Source organism: Natronospirillum sp., from assembly GCF_022565775.1.
Taxonomy (GTDB): domain Bacteria; phylum Pseudomonadota; class Gammaproteobacteria; order Pseudomonadales; family Natronospirillaceae; genus Natronospirillum.
Window position 1 is genome coordinate 1 of sequence record NZ_JAIUMC010000011.1, and the last position, 19,209, is coordinate 19,209.

The window sequence follows — 19,209 nt, forward strand, 5'->3', positions numbered from 1 at the left end:
CTGGTCCCGGTCGGGCGGGCCACAACTCGCTGTCGCTCAGACATCTGGCCCGCTGATCCTCCCGGGACTGGCGCTCGCGTCGGCGGCACCACAATAGGTTTGCTTGCCTGTTACTCATGCTCTCAAGGAACTTGCTGACATGCCAGTTGAGCGAGGGTCAGCGATACTCCCGCGAAGCATCCTCAACCCAGCGCCAGATATAGTCGGCAAAGCTGCGCCGGGCCAGTATCTCCCAGTCGTTCTGTCCGAGGCGTCGCACCACCGCCTGCGTCTTGCCGAACACAGTGGCCACCACCTTGCCCACCGGGAAATGATCGTCGTGGACATCATAGGGTATCGACTTCTTCAGCACCTGCACGGCCTGCGGGCCAGACAACTGAATCCGGGTCATACCGCCGGTATTGTTGGCCAGGGCAAAATGCCCGCTGTAGCACTCGCGCAGCTGCACCTCCAGAGCATAGGTCTGATCCGGCGGACACAGCACCCACCACTCGTCAGGTGACAGCCACAGCAGGCTGACGTCCTTCGCGGTGACAAAACTCAACGTCTTTGGCAGCGAGCACCCGAAAGTCGCCTTCACGGCGTCGGCAAACGCCTTGTCGGCAGCATTGCCGCGCAATATAAGCAGTCCGGTCAGATCATGCTCCCGATAGTGCACCTGGCCATCACCACCCGTGCGGGCAGTATGGTGCAGGGGCGTCCGGGGTGTGAGCGGCTCGCCCTGCTGCGGAATCTGATCGATGACCGCTACGCTATGCTGCACTTCAGACATTCTGGCGCTCTCCTTTCGGGTCCAGGAAGATGGTGCTGCAGATTTCCGCTTCAACCACGCGGCCATCCTCCAGTGGATAATAAACCGTATCGCCCATGCGCTCATGGCCGCCCTTGATGAAACCCAGCGCAATGCTGCGCCCCAGGAAGGCACTGTAATAGCTGGAGGTCACATGCCCCAGCATGGCCATGGGCTTGGGTTGATTGGGGTCGGCGACCGCATGCACCCCCTCGGGCAGCACAATGTTCGGGTCTTTCGTCTTCAACCCGACAAACTGCTTGCGGTTGGGTCGCACGCAGTCTTCGCGCTTCATGCCGCGACGCCCGATAAAGCTGAACGGCTTGTTCTCCCCCACGGCCCAGCCCATGCCCAGATCATAGGGGTGCACGGAGCCGTCGGTATCCTGACCGGCAATGATGAAGCCTTTCTCGGCACGCAGGATATGCATGGTTTCCGTGCCGTACGGGGTCAGATTGTACTTCTCGCCGTGCTCGAACAGACGCTCCCAGATGTACAACCCATAGTGTGCCGGCACATTGATTTCATACTGCAGTTCGCCGGTGAACGAGATCCGGAATACCCGGCAGGGCACGCCGCAGATGGTGCCCTGTCGCCAGTCCATGAAGCGGAAGGCCTCGCCGTCCAGATCAATGTCCTCGATCAGTTCTGCCAGCAACTTGCGGCTGTTGGGGCCAGCCACGCCCATGGTCGCCCAGTGGTCGGTTACTGAGTTGAAATAGACCTCGAGTTCCGGCCATTCGGTTTGATGATAGAGTTCCAGCCACTCCAGCACCCCGGCAGCACCGCCGGTGGTGGTGGTCATCAGAAAGTGGTTCTCACCCAGGCAAGATGTCACCCCGTCATCGAACACCATGCCGTCTTCACCACACATCAGACCGTAGCGGCACTTGCCCGGCGCCAGCTTGGCCCAGGCATTGCTGTAGATGCGGCCGATAAATTCCCGTGCATCCTTGCCCTGGATATCAATCTTGCCCAGAGTGGACGCATCCAGAATGCCGACGCTTTCGCGGGTCGCCAGGCATTCCCGATTGAGGGCTTCCTGCATGCTTTCGCCCGGTTTCGGATAGTACCAGGGACGTTTCCACTGGCCGACATTCTCGAATTCGGCGCCGTGCTGCTCATGCCAGGGCTGCATGGCGGTAAAGCGCTTCGGCTCGAACAGATCCCGACAGTGACGACCGGCAATGGCCCCGAAGGTAACCGGTGTATAGTTGGGTCGGAAAACGGTCGTACCTGTTTCGGGAATGGTCTGCCCCAGTGACCGGGCAGCGATCGCCATACCATTGATATTGCCCAGTTTGCCCTGATCGGTACCAAAGCCCATGGCGGTGTAGCGCTTCACATGCTCTATCGATTCGAAGCCCTCGCGGGTCGCCAGTTCGATACCGGCCGCCGTCACATCGTTCTGGTAGTCGACAAACTGCTTGGGGGCACGACTGCTGGGCTTCGGGTGCGGCACGGCAAACAGTGCCATGGGGGCGGTCTCTGCCAGCTCCGACACTGTCGGTACAGGCACGTCAGCACCGGAGAACCCGGCGTCGGTGGCGGCTTTCAGGCCGGCCGCAACGCCCTCTTTCAGGCAGTCCGTCAGGCTGTAGCTGCCGGCCACTGCGCCGGCGGTCAGCATCTGTTCACGCGATTTACCGGGCACAAAACCGATGATGTCGTCACGCCATTGCGGGCGCGCGCCGGTATGGCAGGACAGATGCACAGCCGGGCTCCAGCCGCCCGAGGTGGCCACCGTGTCACAGGTCAGCCACTGCAGGCTGCCGGTCGCCTGGGTGCCGTCTTCATTCAGCGGCACGATGGCCGCTGCCTTGACCCGCTTGCTGCCACGCACGTCGGTCACTGCGGCGCCCGTGATCAGGCGCAGACCGCGCTTGCGCGCCTCGTCCTGCCAGGCGCCCTGCGGGTTGGCCCGGCTGTCGACCAGCGCGACCACCTCATGGCCGGCATCCTGCCAGTCGAAGGCGGCCCGATAGCCGTAATCATTGGCCGTTGAAACCACCAGGCTGTGCCCCGGGGCAACCGCATAGCGGCGCAGGTAGGTCGACAGGGCCGCGGCGACGAAACAGCCCGGCACATCATTGTTGCCATATACCAGAGGCCGCTCGTGTGCGCCTGTTGCCAGCACCACCCAGCGCGCCCGCAACCTGTGCAGGCGCTGGCGGGTCATGCCGTCGGGCGCTCGATCACCTAGGTGGTCGGCACGACGTTCGTGTATGGTGAGAAAATTGTGGTCATGGTATCCATTGACCGTCGAGCGCGGCAGCAACTGGACATTTTCGCAGTCTGCCAGCTCATTGAGCACCCGAGTGACCCATACCGAGGCTGCCTCGCCGTCGATCTGGGCGGCACTGTCGAGCAGCGAGCCACCCAGCTCTTCCTGCTCGTCGGCCAGAATGACCCGGGCTCCGGTTCTGGCTGCCGCCAGGGCCGCGCCCAGACCGGCAGGACCGGCCCCCACCACCAGCACGTCGGCATGCTGATTGATGTGATCATACTGGTCGGCATCCGGCGCGCGCGGCGAGCGGCCCAGCCCGGCAGCACGCCGGATATGCTTCTCGTAAAACATCCACAGCGACTGTGGGTACATGAAAGTCTTGTAGTAGAAACCGGGAGGCATGAAGCGCCCGAACCAGCGTCCGACAAAGCCCATGGCATCAAGGTTGACGTTCGGCCAGCCATTGGTCGGCTGCGCCTCCAGGCCGTCATAGACAGCCTGCTGCGTCGCCCGTACATTGGGTATCTGGGTCGCTTCGGTGGCGCCCAGTTGCAGCACCGCATTGGGCTCATCAGCACCGGCCGCCATGATCCCGCGCGGCCGGCTGTACTTGAAGCTCCGCCCGACCACGTCGACACCATTGGCCAGCAGGGCCGAAGCCAGCGTATCGCCCTGATACCCCTGATAGCTTTTGCCGTCAAAGCGGAAAGCCAGTGGCTTGCTGCGATCAATGCGACCGCCGGTCTGAAGACGGTTTATCTGCGTCATGCTCATATCGCCTTATGCTGATACCGAGGGTTGCTCGCCAATCTTGTAGGACTCGTAAATCCGGTAACTCTGGGTATCACGCGTCACATTGAAGAATTTCCGGCAGCCCGCCGCATGCACCCAAAGTTCATGATGGACGCCGCGCGGATTCTTGCGGAAGAACAGATAGTCGCCCCACTCTTCATCAGTGCAGTTGTCCGGGTCTTCCGGCCGCGCGATATGGGCTTCACCCTTGGGATGAAATTCCTCTTCTTCGCGATATTCTTCGCAATACGGACAGTAGATATAGAACATTCACGACTCTCCTAGTGCGCAACCCCGGCTGCGCCATGTTCGTCAATCAGCGCGCCGTCATGGAAACGGAACATGGAAAACGGCTTTGCCAGCTCACTGGCTTCACCGCGCGCCAGCGTTTCCGCAAAGACATGGCCGGAACCCGGCGTAGCCTTGAAGCCTCCCGTACCCCAGCCGCAGTTGAAGAACAGATTCTCGACCGGCGTGGCTGAAATAATCGGACAGGCGTCCGGGCAGGTATCCACGATGCCGCCCCATTGCCGGTTCATGCGCACCCGGCTGAAGATCGGGAACATCTCGACAATGGCCTGCACGGTATGTTCGATGGTGGGGTAGGAGCCGCGCTGACCGTAGCCGTTGTAGCCGTCAATCCCGGCGCCGATGACCAGGTCGCCCTTGTCGGACTGGGAAATATAGCCATGTACTTGGTTGGACATAACCACGGTATCCAGTACCGGCTTGATGGGCTCCGAAACCAGCGCCTGCAACGGGTGAGATTCGATGGGCAACCGAAAGCCGGCCATCTTCGCCAGCACACCCGAGTTGCCGGCCACCACACAGCCGACCTTGCCCGCCTTGATGGTGCCATGCTGGCGGGTCTCGACACCGGTCACGGTGCCATCTTCTACCAGCAGATCGGTGACTTCACACTGTTGCAGCATGTCCACGCCCAGCGCATCAGCGGCGCGGGCGTAGCCCCAGGCCACGGCATCATGGCGCGCCACACCGGCGCGCGGCTGCCAGGATGAGCCCAGAATCGGATAGCGCGCATTGGGCGAGCAGTCCATCACCGGCACCAGTTCCTGCACCTGCTGCGTATCCAGCACCTCGCTGTCGATACCGTTCAGGCGGTTGGCGCTGACCCGGCGCTGGATATCGCGCATGTCCTGCAGGGTATGCCCCAGATTGAGCACACCGCGCTGCGAGAACATGACGTTGTAATTCAGTTCCTGCGACAGACCTTCCCAGAGTTTGAGCGCATGCTCATACAGATGGGCAGACTCGTCCCAAAGATAATTGGAGCGAACAATGGTGGTATTGCGGCCTGTATTGCCGCCGCCCAGATAGCCTTTTTCCAGCACTGCCACATTGGTAATGCCGTGGACACTGGCCAGATAGTAGGCAGTCGCCAGACCATGCCCGCCACCGCCAACAATGATAACGTCATAGCGCGGCTTGGGCTTCGGATTTCGCCACACGCGCTGCCAGTTTTCGTGGTGGCTCAGGGCGTGTTTGAGCAGCCCGAATCCGGAGTATTTCTGCATGCTGCACCTCTTCACAGTCGCGTCACCGATAGTAATGCCCGGGGAACACACCTATATGCTCGGTGACGACAGTGCGGGGTTGATTTGCGACAGCCTTCGGCTCAGCCGGGACACTAGCTTACAGAGGAGTCGGACAGGAGAAAAGCGACGCTCAGGAAGCGGTCATGTTCTGCTCAGCCTGCAGGGTTCGTACGGCCTCGAGCGCGGCGGGCTCCAGCCCTTCACCACCCTGCTCCAGATGGGCGACAATGTCTTTTTTCATCGGACGTGCCCAGAATTTTCGGATATGCCCCAGAACCACCTCTGACGAGGCCGCGACGTCTCCGTTGCAGGGATTGTTGATGGCGATCTGGTTGATCATCTTGATCAGTTGATCCAGTCTTGTGCCGCTCATGGCTGCACTCCTTTCGCGTTATTATGACGTTGACGGGGCAACAGCCGCCTTGCGGGCCGATAGCACTTCAACTGTAGATAACCTGGCGCGCAGGGCGGGCGAAACCGATCAGATTGAGCCTGCTCTGGCGGGCACTTTTGACCGCCATATGCGTTGCACCGGACACGGCAACAAGTGACGGCATGCCGGCACGCACTGCCTTGTAAACCAGCTCATAACTGGCGCGGCTCGAAACCAGAGCGAACCCATCGGCCAGTACCACGGGTTCTCGCGCCAGCGCGCCTATCAGCTTGTCCAGTGCATTGTGGCGGCCCACATCCTCACGGCTAAGCATAATATCACCGGTGCTGCTGCACCAGGCTGCCGCGTGGCAGGCACCCGATTCCTGCTGAATCGGCTGGCGCTCGGGCAGCGCCAGCAGCGCCCGCTCTACCACCTCGGGCTCGGGAGGTGCAGAACCCGCCAGCGGCTGCAATGACTGCAATACGGCGGCCAGAGAGTCCTTGCCACACAGGCCGCACCCGGTTGGCCCGGCCATGTGTCGATGCTGACGCTTCAGACGATCCAGGCGTGCCCCGTGTATATGGAGATCAACCGTGAAGCCTGCCTCTGTATCACCGGTTACGGCGATATCAAACACATCCTGCAGCGAATCGATAATGCCCTCACTGAGACTGAAACCTCGCCCCAGATCTTCCAGATCACAGGGGGTGGCCATCATGACCGCATGGCTGATGCCATTGTAGGTCAAGGCGACCGGGCATTCTTCGGCCACCAGGTCACCAGCCTGCGCACTCTGCCAGACCTGGTCACGTCGCCGCCGCTCGCTGGCCGGCACCCGAATGGTTCCGGCCGCCATCTCTTCCTCGACAGGCTGCACTGACATGGCGCCCTCAGGAGGCAGAGGCATCATCAGTGGCCTGCGCCAGGAACTGCTGCTGTTTCCTGCCGAACGTCTGAAAGCGCTGCTGCCATTCGGACGGCTGCGATACTTTCTCGAGTTGTACGGCCGTCACCTTGTACTCGGGACAGTTGGTCGCCCAGTCCGAATTGTCGGTGGTGATCACATTGGCACCGCTGCCCGGGTGATGGAAGGTGGTATACACCACGCCGGGCTGCAGACGATCGGTCATGCGGGCACGCAGCACAGTCTTGCCGGACCGACTGGTGATACCCACCCAGTCACCATTGCTGATGCCGCGTTCTTCGGCATCATGCGGATGCAGCTCCAGCACATCCTCGTCATGCCAGACCTGGTTGTCGGTGCGCCGCGTCTGCGCCCCGACATTGTACTGGCTGAGAATCCGGCCCGTGGTCAGCAACAGCGGGAAGCGCCGGTTGGACCGCTCTTCGGTTTCGATGAACTCGGTCAACCCGAAGCGTCCAAGTCCGATGGGGAAGGTCTCCTCATGCATGGTCGGAGTGCCGTCCGGGTGCTCTTCGTTGCAGGGCCACTGAATGCTGCCCAGCCGTTCGAGCTTCTCGTAGCTGACCCCGGTGAAGGTGGGCGCCAGCTGCGCGATTTCATCCATGATTTCGGAAGGATGGCTGTAATTCATCGGATACCCGAGGGCATTGGCCAGGTCCTGAGTCGCTTCCCAGTCTTCCTTGCCTGCCAGCGGCGGCATGACCTTGCGCACCCGGTTGATGCGGCGCTCTGCATTGGTGAAGGTACCGTTCTTTTCCAGGAACGAAGCCCCCGGCAGCAGCACATGAGCGAACTTGGCGGTTTCGTTGAGGAACAGATCCTGCACGATCAGGCATTCCAGCGAGGTCAGGGCCTGCTCGACATGCTGTGTGTTGGGGTCCGACTGGGCGATGTCTTCGCCCTGCACATAGAGCGCCTTGAAGCTGCCGTCGATGGCGGCATCGAACATGTTGGGAATCCGCAGACCCGGCTCGGGGTCTATCTCGACGCCCCAGACCTCGGCAAAGCGCTGTCTGATCTCGGGCACGCCAACATGCTGATAACCGGGCAGCTCATGCGGGAAAGACCCCATGTCGCAGGACCCCTGCACATTGTTCTGCCCGCGCAGCGGGTTCACGCCGACGCCTTCACGGCCGATATTGCCGGTCGCCATAGCCAGATTGGCGATGCCGATGACCATGGTGGAACCCTGGCTGTGCTCGGTGACGCCGAGGCCGTAATAGATGGCGCCGTTGCCGGCCTTGCCATACAGGCGGGCGGCTTGGCGAATGCTCTCGGCTGGCACTCCGGTGATCTCGGCCACATGCTCGGGTGAATTCTTCTCCTGCACAATGAAGTCGCGCCACTGCTGGTAGGCCTCCGGATCGCAGCGGCGGCTGACAAAGTCCTGATCCTCCAGGCCCTCAGTGACCACTACATGGCCCAGTGCATTGATCAGCGCCACATTGGTACCCGGGCGCAAAGGCAGATGAATGCCTTCACCCATGTGCGGTGTTTTCAGCAGGTCGATATAGCGCGGATCGGCGACAATCAGGCTCGCACCCTCACGCAATCGCTTGCGCAGCCGCGAGGCAAACACCGGGTGGGCATCGGTCGGGTTGGCGCCGATCACCACGATCACATCAGACTTCAGTACCGAATCGAACGTCTGGGTGCCGGCCGATTCGCCCAATGTGGCCTTCAGGCCATAACCAGTAGGTGAATGGCAGACCCGGGCGCAGGTATCGGTGTTGTTGTTGCCAAATGCAGTACGCACCAGCTTCTGCACCAGATAGGTCTCTTCGTTGGTGCAGCGCGAAGAGGTAATGCCGCCGACACTCTCGCGACCATACTTGGCCTGAATGGCCTTGATGCGATCGGCGGCGAACTGAATGGCTTCTTCCCAGCCCACCGGGCGCCAGGGCTGATCGATGCTGTCGCGAATCATCGGCTCGCGCAGACGATCCTTGTGCGTCGCATAGCCAAAGGCAAAGCGTCCCTTGACGCAGCTGTGGCCATGGTTGGCATCGCCGCCTTTCCAGGGGGTCATGCGCACCAGTTGATCACCCTTCATTTCGGCTTCAAAGGAGCAGCCCACACCGCAATAGGCACAGGTGGTCACGATGCTGTGATCGGGTTGTCCCTCGTCGATGATGCTCTTTTCCATCAATGTCGAGGTCGGGCAGGCCTGCACACAGGCCCCGCAGGAGACGCACTCGGAGTCCATGAAGGGCTCGTCCTGTCCGGCGGACACCTTGGAATCGAAGCCCCGCCCGTCAATGGTCAGCGCAAAGGTGCCCTGCACTTCTTCACAGGCGCGCACACAACGCGAACACACAATGCACTTGCTCGGATCAAAGCTGAAATAGGGGTTGGAGTGGTCCTTTTCCGCGTCCAGATGGTTTTCGCCACTGAAACCGTAACGGACTTCACGCAGACCAACCGCACCGGCCATGTCCTGCAGTTCGCAGTCGCCGTTGGCCGGACAGGTCAGGCAGTCCAGCGGGTGGTCGGATATATAGAGTTCCATGACATTGCGCCGCAGCTTGGCCAGGGCGGCATTCTGCGTGGTGACCACCATGTCTTCGGCCACCGGTGTGGTACAGGAGGCCGGCATGCCTCGGCGGCCCTCGATCTGCACAGAGCAGAGTCGACAGGAGCCGAAGGCTTCGAGGTTGTCGCTGGCACACAGCTTGGGAATATTGATACCCGCCAGAGCGGCGGCGCGCAGTACCGAGGTGCCCTCGGGCACCGTGATCGGCACACCGTCGATGGCCAGAGTGACCGACACATCGGACTCTACCAGCGGCGTGCCGTAGTCCTTCTGCCAGTCAATGCCGTTGCCACCGGCCTGGTACTGATCTGTCTTGGGGTCGAATTGCTGAATCATGGTGGTACCCCCTGCGCCGCTCATGCGGCACCTGCGGATGCATTGCTGGAGGGCTCGAAAGCCTCCGGAAAGTGCCTGACGGCACTGCGTACCGGATTGGGCGTCATGCCCCCCATGGCACATAAAGACCCGTATTCCATCGTATCACAGAGCTCATCCAGCAGCGCCAGATTGGACGTTCTGTTGACATTGTCGATAATTCGGTCGATGACCTCCACCCCGCGTACCGAGCCGATACGACAGGGGGTGCACTTGCCACAGGATTCCACAACGCAGAACTCCATGGCAAAGCGCGCCTGCTGGGCCATGTCCACCGTGTCATCAAAGACAACTATGCCACCATGACCGAGCACAGCGCCGGCTTCGGTGAAGGCCTCGTAATCCAGCGGCGTGTCCCACTGGGATTCCGGCATGTAAGCACCCAGCGGTCCGCCGGCCTGAATAGCTTTCATCGGCCGGCCGGTCAGCGTGCCGCCGCCAAAGTCCTCGACCAGCTCGCGCAGCGTGGCGCCAAACGCCAGCTCGACCAGACCGCCACGGCGAATATTGCCCGCCAGCTGGAACGGCAAGGTGCCCAGTGAGCGGCCCTGGCCATAACCGGCATAGGCCGCGCCACCGTGCTCGACGATCCAGGGCACGGCCGCCAGTGTCAGCACATTGTTGACCACAGTGGGCTGACCGAAGGCGCCCTTGAGCGCCGGCAGCGGCGGCTTGGGTCGCACCATGCCGCGCTTGCCTTCCAGGCTGTCGAGCAGCGAGGTTTCCTCGCCGCAGATATAAGCGCCGGCGCCCAGGCGGACTTCCAGATGGAAGTGCTTGCCCGAGCCGCGAATGTCCGACCCCAGCCAGGATTCGGCCTCTGCCCGCTCAATCGCCTCGTTCAGGCGCTGCAGGGCGATCGGATATTCCGAGCGCAGATAGATGAAACCATACTCGGCACCCACGGCCAGACCGGCGATGATCATACCTTCGATCAGCAGATAGGGGTCGGCCTCCATGACCAGCCGATCGGCAAAGGTACCGGAATCACCCTCGTCGGCATTGCACACGATGAATTTGCGCCCCGACTGTGGGTTGCCAGGGTTGTCGGCCGAGGCCTCCAGCACCGTGTTCCACTTGATGCCCGCCGGGAACGCCGCACCGCCCCGTCCACGCAGGCCAGACGCCGTGACTTCGTCCACCAGTTGGCGAGGACTCATGGCCAGTGCCTTCTCCAGACCGGCAAAGCCGCCATGCGCCTGATAATCATCCAGCGACACCGGGTCGATAATGCCCGCGCGGGAGAATGTCACCCGCTGCTGCTTCTGCAACCAGGGAATCTCGTCGGTCGGGCCCAGATACAAGGCGTGATCAGGCCGAGCTTCCAGCAGCCCGGCAGCCAAAAGACCCGGAACATCGTCCGGACTGACCGGACCGTAGGCCACACGCCCGCTGTCGGTCTCCACCTCGACCAGTGGCTCCAGCCAACAGGCACCGCGCGAGCCGTTACGCACCAGTCTGATATCCGCCTGTTGCTCGCCGAGCGCCCGGCCAATCTGACGCGCCACATCTTCGGCACCCAGTGACTGGGCCGTGGTGTCATTGGGAACATAAATCGTTCTTACTTCAGCCATGAGGCGCCTCCGTCATGAGGCCGCTGATATTGACCGGTTCGCGCTGCAGGTCATCCAGCAGGGTGCGCATGCGGTCCGGTGTGACGCGTCCAAGAATGGCATCATCAATGCGCACCGCCGGGCCGGTGGCACAATTACCCAGGCAGTAAACAGGCTCCAGAGTCACCATGCCATCGGCCGACGTGTCGTGCCAGTCGATACCGAGGTGCTCACGCACGGCCGCCTCCAGTTGCCGGCCACCCTGCGCCTGGCAGGCCTCGGCACGGCAGACCTGCACCTGATGACGTCCACCGGGTGTGGTGCGAAAATCGTGATAAAAGCTGATCACGCCGTGAATTTCCGCGCGGGTCAGCGTCAGTGCTTCGGCGAGCAGCGGCACGGCCTCGTCCGGAACGTATCCCCACTGGGCCTGCAGGTCGTGCAGGATCACCAGCAGCGGGCCGGGCTTGCCGCGATGCCTGTCGACGCTGCCTTGTATTACGCTTTCCAGTGCCGCCCGATTCATATCCGGACTCTCTGGTGATACCTGTCTGCTGGTGTTGTTCATGGTGTCCGCATATCCGGTACTGTCTTGAGAACGATCAGCCCGCCCACACTGAGGGGAGCCTGTTAAACGTAGCTTAAAGCGCCACCGAGTGCACGATGGTTCATTGTGCGACAGCAGCAGGTCTGGAAGCGACAGTGAACACCCGGACGGGAAATCGACGTGTGGTTCACGACAGGCTAACATGGAAAACTCGGATGGTTGTGCGTCAAGGAGTGCATGAATGGTATACCACCCCCGGCTGATGACGGCAGTACTGGGCTGCCTGCGCGCCCGGTGGCGCTCACTGCTGGTGTTGCACCTCTTTTTCGCTGGCCTTGGGGTGGCCGCTTTCATACCCCTGACGACGGTTCTGGCCAACCAGCTGATTGCGGTGACCGGCCAGCCGGTCATCAGCAACGAAGACCTTCTGCTGCTCGCTTTCACGCCCCGTGGCTGGCTTCTGGCGCTGGGGGCAGGCAGCCTGGCGCTGACGCTTATGTTCGTGCAGACGGCCGGTATACTGCTGACCGTTGAAGTTCATGGGCATCATCGTTACCACGCCGCCATGTCGGCCCTGGTGCAGGTGCTGCGCCACCTGCCGCGTATCCTGGTGCTCGCCCTGCTGCAGGTCGCGTCCCACCTGATCGCGGCCTTGCCCTTTATGCTGCTGATTGGCGGGCTGGGCTGGTTTCTGCTCAGTGGCTATGACCCCTATTATCTGGTCAACGAATGGCCGACTGCCATGTGGCTGTTTGCCGGTGGCGCGGGTGTTCTGCTGTGCGGCATGATTCTCGGCAACGGTGCACTCTACCTGCGCTGGGTTCTCGCCCTGCCATCCCTGCTGTTCGAACAGCTGTCACCCTGGACGGCATTGCGCCGCAGCCAGGCCCTGACACGCGGCTATCGCTCCGGTATCGCATTGCTGTTGCTGGCCAGCGCCCTGCTGACGCTGCTGCTCCCACTCGGGTTCACAGTGCTGTTTCGCGACGGAGCAGCCCTGGCTCTGAACTGGATTCCGGCACAGATGGCCCTGGTGGTCACGGTCATGCTGCTCGTCATCGTCAGTTACCTGCTGCTCGGCACACTGCTGACATTTCTTGCCGTCTCCTGGAACAGCCTGCTGATCCGCCAGCTCTATCTGCGCGCCGTTGGCATCCGCAAAACAACATCGCCACAACCTGCCGGAAAACTGACCGGCTGGCTGAGCTGGGGCGCCGAAGCACTGATTCTGCTGTTTGTTCTCGGCCAGGCAGGCCTGCTGATCAACGACTTCCTGAGCCAGGAAGAGGATGTGCTGGTCATCGCCCATCGCGGCAGCTCCATCAATGCACCGGAAAACACCCTGAGTGCCATCGAGCTGGCTATCGCCGAAGGGGCCGACTATGTCGAAGTCGATGTCCGGCAAACGGCTGACGGTGCGCTGGTGCTGCTGCACGACCGGGACCTGCGGCGCCTTGGCGGCCCGGGCACACCGGTGTGGAACCTGACGCTGGAGCAGGTGCAATCGGTTGATGTGGGACGCTGGCACAGCACCGACTTTGCCGGCGAGCGAGTGCCTACTCTGGAGGAAGTAATAGACGCCGTGCGCGGCCGCGCCGGTCTTTACCTGGAAATCAAACCCGGCCCGCAATCACCCGATCTGACCGCAGATACCCTGGCCCTGCTGGCCGCCGAAGACATGCTGGACGACACCATTCTGGCGGCACTGGACAAGGCACTGCTGCAAAGGGTTCAGGACCGCCAGCCGGACTTGCGGCGCGCCGTGTTTGTGCATTCAGTCGTCGGTCGTCCGGACTACAGTTCTCTGCACGCAGTGGGCAAACGAGCGGCGCTGGTCAACCGCAGCACGGTGACCAGAGCTCGCCGCAATGGCCATGAACTGCATGTCTGGACGGTCAATGACGAAACCGATATGGGCCGTTTTATCGATATGGGGGTGGACGGCATCATCACCGATCGGCCGGATGTGCTGACCCGTGTATTGACGGAGCGGGCGGACCTGTCGCGGCCGGAATTGCTGCTGTTGAAGCTCGCCAACTGGCTACGCTGACCGCCAGCCTGCGAGGACTTATGAGCTCACGGAATCAATCAATTGAGAACAACTCGCATTGACCTCTCTAGCCCAGCGGCTATACTGCGCCGCGTTATCAGCAGAATAGGACACCTCCATTGGACTCCAGCAGTTGCAGGCGACAATTCGCCAGACAACCAACAGCAGTCCGCGCGGCAGGTTGACCGATAAAGCAGTTCCTCCACGACGCTCAGCGTCTTCCGCTTTAACGACTCACTTCCGCCGACTGCATCTGCGGAAAGTGAGCCGACTCTCATCAGGGCACCGTATCGAGCCAAAGCGCTTTTCAGCTCTTTGTGCCTGCAAAACGTGATCCTTTGTCCTGCACCGACCAGAGTAGCTGTCAGGTGCAGGGCGATAACGACTCGGCCCTTTCCTGAATCATAATGGCGACTCTGAGCACCAGAGGGCGCCGGAATGCACAAGGAATATCGACATGAGCAATACCGAACACGACAACACACCCGTACAGCATGTACTGAAGGATCTGATTGCTCAGGACCTTTGGGAAGAAGTACCTGCACAACTCGATGAAATGCATGTGCAGGACATCGCCACGGTTCTGGATGACCAGGACAATGACACCGCAGTGCGAATTCTCAAGCTGCTGGCAGAAGAGCGCCAGCTTGAGGTTTTCTCCTACCTCAAGGTGGAAAACCAGTACGCAGCTTTGGCGGCAATGAGCAACGCCATAAGTCGCAAGCTGCTGCAGAGCCTGTCTTCGGATGACCTGACAAGGCTGCTCGAAACACTGAAGCCGGAGCAATCGGAGCCGCTGCTCAAGCTGCTGACTTCGAAAGAGGTCAAGGCGGCGCTGAAGATTCTGGGCTACCCCGAGCAGAGTGCCGGGCGTCTGATGAACACCGAGTTTGTCACCATAAGGCCCGACTGGACAGTGCGCGATGTACTCAAGCATGTGCGCAGTCAGGACAGTGCCGAAGAAACCATCAACACCCTGTACATTACCGATGAACAGGGACACCTGCTGGGCACTGCGGGCATCAAGCGCATGGTGCTGTCGGACCCTGACACCCGGGTGGAAACCATGATTTCGAGCCCGCTGGTCAGTGTGCAGGCGAGTGATGACCGGGAAGAAGCGGTGCATCAGATCCAGCACTACGACATCAATGCGCTGCCGGTGTTGAGCAAGGAAGGCATTCTGCTCGGGGTGGTCACAGTCGATGACGTAATGGACGTAATCGAGGAAGAAACCACAGAAGACTTTCACAAGATGGGGGGTACCGGCTCACTCAACCTCAGCCTGCGCGATGCGCGCCCGTCTCTGCTGTATCGCAAGCGGGTCGGCTGGCTGGTGTTGCTGGTCTTCATGAACATCTTCGGCGGTGCGGGCATTGCCTATTTCGAAGAGACCATCGAGGCGGTGATTGCGCTGGTTTTCTTCCTGCCGCTGATTGTGGACTCGGGCGGCAATGCCGGTTCGCAATCCGCCACACTGATGGTACGTGCTCTGGCAACCGGTGACGTCAGATCGAAAGACTGGCTGCGCCTCTGGGGCAAGGAACTGGGCGTGGCCATAGCGCTGGGTATTACCATGGGCCTCGCGGTCTGGGGGCTGGGCATCTGGCGCGGTGGCCCTGAAGTGGGTCTGGTGGTCGCGATGGCGATGGTCTGTGTGGTGACTTTCGGCAGCATGGTCGGCATGGTACTGCCGTTCGTGCTCGACCGGCTGAAATTCGATCCTGCCACGGCCAGTGCGCCGCTGATCACGTCTATCGCCGATATCTGCGGTATTCTGATCTACTTCTCGATCGCCACCGCAGTGCTGACGATCTGATAATGCGGCAACATGACAAGGGCGCCCGAGGGCGCCCTTTTTTATGGTCGGTATAAACCTACATCTGCCGAAAGCGATCGGCAAAGCGGCGGCTGACCGGCTGCGGTTTTTTCAGCCCCCTGATGTGGATCTTCAGGCCGCCCGACAGATCGCGCCGCACCCGCTCGATGGCCGGCACCCGCACAATGGCACTGCGGTGCACCCGCCAGAACGCATCCGGATCCAGCTCTTCCTCCAGCTGTTTCAGCGACTTGCGGATCAGGTACTCACCGTCGGGTGTCACCACAGTCGTGTATTTGTACTCCGCCCGGAACAGCAGTACGGACTCGACCGCGATTACATGGATGTCCTCGCCCTGCTGGGCATTGATCCACTTCAGCCAGTCACCGCGCTCCCTGCCGACCCAGCGCTTGAGATCGCTGAGGTCCGCCAGCACCGGCTCCGGTGCCCGCAGCCGCTCCTGCAGTCGCGTAATGGACTGCAGCAGACGCTGGTCATCGACCGGCTTCAGAACATAGTCAACTGCTTCGCGCTCGAAGGCCTGCACCGCATAGTCATCATAGGCGGTGAGAAAAACGACATGACTGGCCCTGGTCAGACCTTCTTGCTGCAGCCGCTCCGCCACCTCGATCCCGGACAGCCCCGGCATTCTGATGTCGAGAAAAATCGCCTGAGGTCGGATGGACCGGGCCATTTCCAGGGCTTCTTCACCATTGGCGGCAGTCAGTACCTTGTCGATTTCCGGCCACAAGTCTTCCAGCATCTGCTGCAGATGGAAACGCAGCATGGGTTCGTCATCAGCAATCAGCACTCTAAGTTCACTCATTGGATTCTGGCTCTCCCGCAACAGGGTCAGTCAATTGCTGTGGCAGCAACAGGGTCAGATGAAGCCCACCTTGATCAGCAGTGCGCATGCTCAAATCGGCAGCATCGCCGTACAGACTCTGCAGACGCAGCTTCAGGTTGCTCAGACCCACACCTTCACCCTGAGTCTGGGCCAGAGCGTCCAGGCCCAGGCCCGAATCGATCACTTCCAAGTGCCAGCGGTTATCCTGCGCACCCAGATACGCTGCCCGCACCTGAATGTGTCCGCCTTCACGCTTGGGCTCGATCCCATGGCGCACCGCGTTTTCCACCAGCGGCTGCAACAGCAGTGGCGGCAATGGCAGTGAAGTCATGGACTCCGGCACGTCAAAGCCATAACTCAGTCGATCACCCATGCGGATGGATTGTATTTCAAGATAGCTGCGTGCAATGGTCAGCTCATCACCCAGCGTGGTCGTATCCGACCTGACGCGGCTCAGATTGGCGCGCAGCATGGTGGTCAGCGCCTGGATCATCGCCTTCGCTTTCTCGGGCTCCGCGGTGATCATTGCCTGTACATTGGCCAGCGTATTGAACAGAAAATGCGGCTCCATCTGACTCTGCAACACCTTGAGCCGACTGAGGGTCAGGGCCTGCTCGCGCTCTGCCTGCAGCCGCCGCTGCTCGCTGACCTCGGTACGCAGCAGTTGCAGTCTGTACAAGGCATAGAAGAAAAGCACACCGATACAGCCAAAGAAAAGCCCGATACCGATATTCGACAATACCGCATCAGGCTGCATGACGAATTCAGACAGGCCACCCGTGAAGTACAACATCAGCATCAGGTTCAGCATGCCAAGCACAACGCCACTGACGAGCCCAAGCAGGTTGGCGACCAGATCCGGCCAATCGGGGCGCAGTGTGGTGATCAGCATGATACTCAGCACAATACTGATCCCATACCCCTGCGACACCCAGAGGTTCTCCAGATACCCATGATCATTCAACGCTCGCGTCAGCAGCGCGATAACGGCACACAGCACAACTGTACCAGCCAGCGTGCGGCCCCAACTCGACCAGTAGGCGCCTTCTCGATTCACCACGGGCATGCAGACTCTCCAACCTGATCCGACACCTTATCCTGACGCAGATTGCCACAGCCCTCAGACCTTTGCGACAGGCGGCATTCATCGGGCATGAGTGAACCACAGGTGGGCTGAAAGGTCAGTATTCCATTTTATGCAACATAATATTTCAAACAATTCATTTTGTAACACAGTGGTCTGGCGTTACCATGGCCGGGTTTCCAATCCAATCACTGTTTATGAAGGACCGGACATCATGTCTGCAAACTATTTCAATACGCTGAACCTGCGCCAGCAGCTCGACCAGTTGGGTCGCTGCCGCTTTATGGATCGCGACGAATTCGAAAACGAGTCTGACTACCTGAAAGGCAAGAAAATTGTCATTGTCGGCTGTGGTGCCCAGGGTCTGAACCAGGGCCTGAACATGCGCGACTCCGGCCTGGACGTGTCCTATGCCCTGCGCCAGGCTGCCATTGACGAGAAGCGCCAGTCCTGGAAGAACGCCAGCGAAAACGGCTTTGTCGTGGATGCCTATGAAAAGCTGATCCCGGAAGCCGATCTGGTGGTCAACCTGACTCCGGACAAGCAGCATTCCAACGTGGTCGAAACCATCATGCCACTGATGAAAAAGGGCTCGGCACTGGGTTATTCCCACGGTTTCAATATTGTCGAAGTGGGCGAAAAAATCCGTGCAGACATCACTGTCGTCATGGTGGCACCCAAGTGCCCGGGTACCGAGGTGCGTGAAGAATACAAGCGTGGCTTTGGCGTACCCACCCTGATCGCAGTGCATCCGGAAAATGACCCCAACGGCGACGGCCTCGAGATTGCCAAGGCCTGGGCCGCAGCCACCGGTGGTCACCGTGCCGGTGTACTGGAGAGCTCTTTTGTTGCCGAGGTCAAATCCGACCTGATGGGCGAACAGACCATACTGTGCGGCATGCTGCAGGCCGGCTCCATTCTCTGCTACGAAAAAATGGTTGCCGAAGGAATCGACCCCGCCTACGCCGGCAAGCTGGTGCAATACGGCTGGGAAGTGGTTACCGAAGCGCTCAAGCTGGGCGGCATCACCCACATGATGGATCGGCTGAGCAACCCTGCGAAGATTCGTGCCTTCGAACTCTCCGAAGAGCTGAAAGAGCTGCTGACGCCCCTGTTCCAGAAGCATCAGGACGACATCATCAGCGGCGAGTTCTCGCGCACCATGATGGCCGACTGGGCCAATGACGATCGGGATCTGCTGCGCTGGCGGGAAGAGACCGGCCAGACCGCTTTCGAGAATGCCCCTGAATACAAGGGTGAACTGAGCGAGCAGGAATACTTTGATCACGGCATTCTGATGATCGCCATGGTCAAGGCGGGCGTCGAGTTGGCCTTCGAGACCATGGTGGTCTCCGGCATCATCGAAGAGTCTGCCTATTACGAATCACTGCACGAGCTGCCGCTGATTGCCAACACCATTGCGCGCAAGCGGTTGTACGAGATGAATGTGGTGATTTCCGACACAGCGGAATATGGCAACTATCTGTTTGCCAACGTCGCCGTGCCGCTGCTGCAGAAAGAGTTCATGCCCAGAGTCAGCGCCGATGTCATCGGCCGGAGCCTGGACAGCAAGGACAACTCGGTCGACAGCCTGCGTCTGATTGAAGTCAATGAAGCCATTCGCAACCACGACATCGAATGGATCGGTGCCGAACTGCGCGGCTACATGACGGACATGAAGCGTATCGTCGGCGCCTGACGACTGTTCGTTTCCTCTCGGGCGTTGGAATCTGACGCC

14 protein-coding genes are annotated in these 19,209 nt (G+C 60.4%); 3 read left to right on the forward strand and 11 right to left on the reverse strand.

The genetic code is table 11. The annotated features are described in order from the left end of the window. Positions 1 to 157: 157 nt before the first annotated feature. The 9 genes from LAT62_RS04210 to LAT62_RS04250 all read right to left on the reverse strand — a co-directional run bounded on the left by LAT62_RS04210 (position 158) and on the right by LAT62_RS04250 (position 11,653). The gene (locus tag LAT62_RS04210) at positions 158 to 772 is read right to left on the reverse strand and encodes a sarcosine oxidase subunit gamma (protein WP_293379436.1); all 615 of its coding nucleotides are present in this window, start codon (positions 770 to 772) and stop codon (positions 158 to 160) included. Beyond that, entirely contained in the window at positions 765 to 3,785 is a 3,021-nt protein-coding gene (locus LAT62_RS04215) for a sarcosine oxidase subunit alpha (protein ID WP_293379439.1), read from the reverse strand. The genes LAT62_RS04210 and LAT62_RS04215 overlap by 8 nt, the downstream gene beginning before the upstream one ends. A gap of 12 nt (positions 3,786 to 3,797) precedes the next feature. Next, on the reverse strand, positions 3,798 to 4,079 hold the full coding sequence (locus LAT62_RS04220) for a sarcosine oxidase subunit delta family protein (protein ID WP_293379442.1): 282 nt from the start codon (positions 4,077 to 4,079) through the stop codon (positions 3,798 to 3,800). An 11-nt stretch (positions 4,080 to 4,090) separates the two neighbouring features. Continuing rightward, positions 4,091 to 5,344, reverse strand: a complete 1,254-nt coding sequence (locus tag LAT62_RS04225; protein WP_293379445.1) for a sarcosine oxidase subunit beta family protein — start codon at positions 5,342 to 5,344, stop codon at positions 4,091 to 4,093. 151 nt (positions 5,345 to 5,495) lie between these two features. Further along, the gene (locus LAT62_RS04230; RefSeq protein WP_293379448.1) at positions 5,496 to 5,738 is read right to left on the reverse strand and encodes a formate dehydrogenase subunit delta; all 243 of its coding nucleotides are present in this window, start codon (positions 5,736 to 5,738) and stop codon (positions 5,496 to 5,498) included. Positions 5,739 to 5,805: 67 nt separating this feature from the next. Further along, positions 5,806 to 6,624 carry a formate dehydrogenase accessory sulfurtransferase FdhD gene (gene fdhD / locus LAT62_RS04235; RefSeq protein WP_293379451.1) on the reverse strand — a complete coding sequence of 273 codons (819 nt, stop codon included), beginning with the start codon at positions 6,622 to 6,624 and terminating at the stop codon, positions 5,806 to 5,808. Between the two features lie 7 nt (positions 6,625 to 6,631). Further along, the gene (fdhF, locus tag LAT62_RS04240) at positions 6,632 to 9,535 is read right to left on the reverse strand and encodes a formate dehydrogenase subunit alpha (protein ID WP_293379454.1); all 2,904 of its coding nucleotides are present in this window, start codon (positions 9,533 to 9,535) and stop codon (positions 6,632 to 6,634) included. Between the two features lie 20 nt (positions 9,536 to 9,555). Continuing rightward, positions 9,556 to 11,148 carry an NADH-quinone oxidoreductase subunit NuoF gene (locus LAT62_RS04245; RefSeq protein ID WP_293379457.1) on the reverse strand — a complete coding sequence of 531 codons (1,593 nt, stop codon included), beginning with the start codon at positions 11,146 to 11,148 and terminating at the stop codon, positions 9,556 to 9,558. Next, the gene (locus LAT62_RS04250) at positions 11,141 to 11,653 is read right to left on the reverse strand and encodes a formate dehydrogenase subunit gamma (protein WP_293379460.1); all 513 of its coding nucleotides are present in this window, start codon (positions 11,651 to 11,653) and stop codon (positions 11,141 to 11,143) included. The genes LAT62_RS04245 and LAT62_RS04250 overlap by 8 nt, the downstream gene beginning before the upstream one ends. A gap of 262 nt (positions 11,654 to 11,915) precedes the next feature. Between LAT62_RS04250 and LAT62_RS04255 the strand changes: the two genes are divergently transcribed. Together LAT62_RS04255 and mgtE are read left to right on the forward strand one after the other, a co-directional pair. Beyond that, positions 11,916 to 13,724 carry a glycerophosphodiester phosphodiesterase family protein gene (locus LAT62_RS04255; RefSeq protein ID WP_293379463.1) on the forward strand — a complete coding sequence of 603 codons (1,809 nt, stop codon included), beginning with the start codon at positions 11,916 to 11,918 and terminating at the stop codon, positions 13,722 to 13,724. A gap of 457 nt (positions 13,725 to 14,181) precedes the next feature. Continuing rightward, the gene (mgtE, locus tag LAT62_RS04260) at positions 14,182 to 15,540 is read left to right on the forward strand and encodes a magnesium transporter (RefSeq protein ID WP_293379466.1); all 1,359 of its coding nucleotides are present in this window, start codon (positions 14,182 to 14,184) and stop codon (positions 15,538 to 15,540) included. Positions 15,541 to 15,598: 58 nt separating this feature from the next. Here the strand turns inward: mgtE and LAT62_RS04265 are convergent, their stop codons facing one another. Both LAT62_RS04265 and LAT62_RS04270 read right to left on the reverse strand, forming a co-directional pair. After that, positions 15,599 to 16,366: a LytTR family DNA-binding domain-containing protein gene (locus LAT62_RS04265; RefSeq protein WP_293379469.1), complete on the reverse strand. Its 768-nt coding sequence runs from the start codon at positions 16,364 to 16,366 to the stop codon at positions 15,599 to 15,601. Next, positions 16,359 to 17,453 (reverse strand): sensor histidine kinase, encoded by a 1,095-nt coding sequence (locus LAT62_RS04270; protein WP_293379472.1) that lies wholly within the window; start codon positions 17,451 to 17,453, stop codon positions 16,359 to 16,361. The genes LAT62_RS04265 and LAT62_RS04270 overlap by 8 nt, the downstream gene beginning before the upstream one ends. Positions 17,454 to 17,685: 232 nt before the next feature. On the opposite strand from LAT62_RS04270, the gene ilvC reads away from it, so the two are divergent. Then, complete coding sequence (gene ilvC, locus LAT62_RS04275; protein ID WP_293379475.1) at positions 17,686 to 19,170, forward strand: ketol-acid reductoisomerase; 1,485 nt, start codon at positions 17,686 to 17,688, stop codon at positions 19,168 to 19,170. The last annotated feature ends 39 nt before the right edge of the window (positions 19,171 to 19,209 follow it).

Coding starts and splice junctions, on each gene's coding strand:
- LAT62_RS04245 (WP_293379457.1), bottom strand. CDS start 11,148: ATGGCTGAAGTAAGAACGATTTATGTTCCCAATGACACCACGGCCCAG.
- LAT62_RS04215 (WP_293379439.1), bottom strand. CDS start 3,785: ATGACGCAGATAAACCGTCTTCAGACCGGCGGTCGCATTGATCGCAGC.
- LAT62_RS04265 (WP_293379469.1), bottom strand. CDS start 16,366: ATGAGTGAACTTAGAGTGCTGATTGCTGATGACGAACCCATGCTGCGT.
- ilvC (WP_293379475.1), top strand. CDS start 17,686: ATGTCTGCAAACTATTTCAATACGCTGAACCTGCGCCAGCAGCTCGAC.
- LAT62_RS04220 (WP_293379442.1), bottom strand. CDS start 4,079: ATGTTCTATATCTACTGTCCGTATTGCGAAGAATATCGCGAAGAAGAG.
- fdhF (WP_293379454.1), bottom strand. CDS start 9,535: ATGATTCAGCAATTCGACCCCAAGACAGATCAGTACCAGGCCGGTGGC.
- LAT62_RS04225 (WP_293379445.1), bottom strand. CDS start 5,344: ATGCAGAAATACTCCGGATTCGGGCTGCTCAAACACGCCCTGAGCCAC.
- fdhD (WP_293379451.1), bottom strand. CDS start 6,624: ATGTCAGTGCAGCCTGTCGAGGAAGAGATGGCGGCCGGAACCATTCGG.
- LAT62_RS04230 (WP_293379448.1), bottom strand. CDS start 5,738: ATGAGCGGCACAAGACTGGATCAACTGATCAAGATGATCAACCAGATC.
- LAT62_RS04250 (WP_293379460.1), bottom strand. CDS start 11,653: ATGAATCGGGCGGCACTGGAAAGCGTAATACAAGGCAGCGTCGACAGG.
- mgtE (WP_293379466.1), top strand. CDS start 14,182: ATGAGCAATACCGAACACGACAACACACCCGTACAGCATGTACTGAAG.
- LAT62_RS04210 (WP_293379436.1), bottom strand. CDS start 772: ATGTCTGAAGTGCAGCATAGCGTAGCGGTCATCGATCAGATTCCGCAG.
- LAT62_RS04255 (WP_293379463.1), top strand. CDS start 11,916: ATGGTATACCACCCCCGGCTGATGACGGCAGTACTGGGCTGCCTGCGC.
- LAT62_RS04270 (WP_293379472.1), bottom strand. CDS start 17,453: ATGCCCGTGGTGAATCGAGAAGGCGCCTACTGGTCGAGTTGGGGCCGC.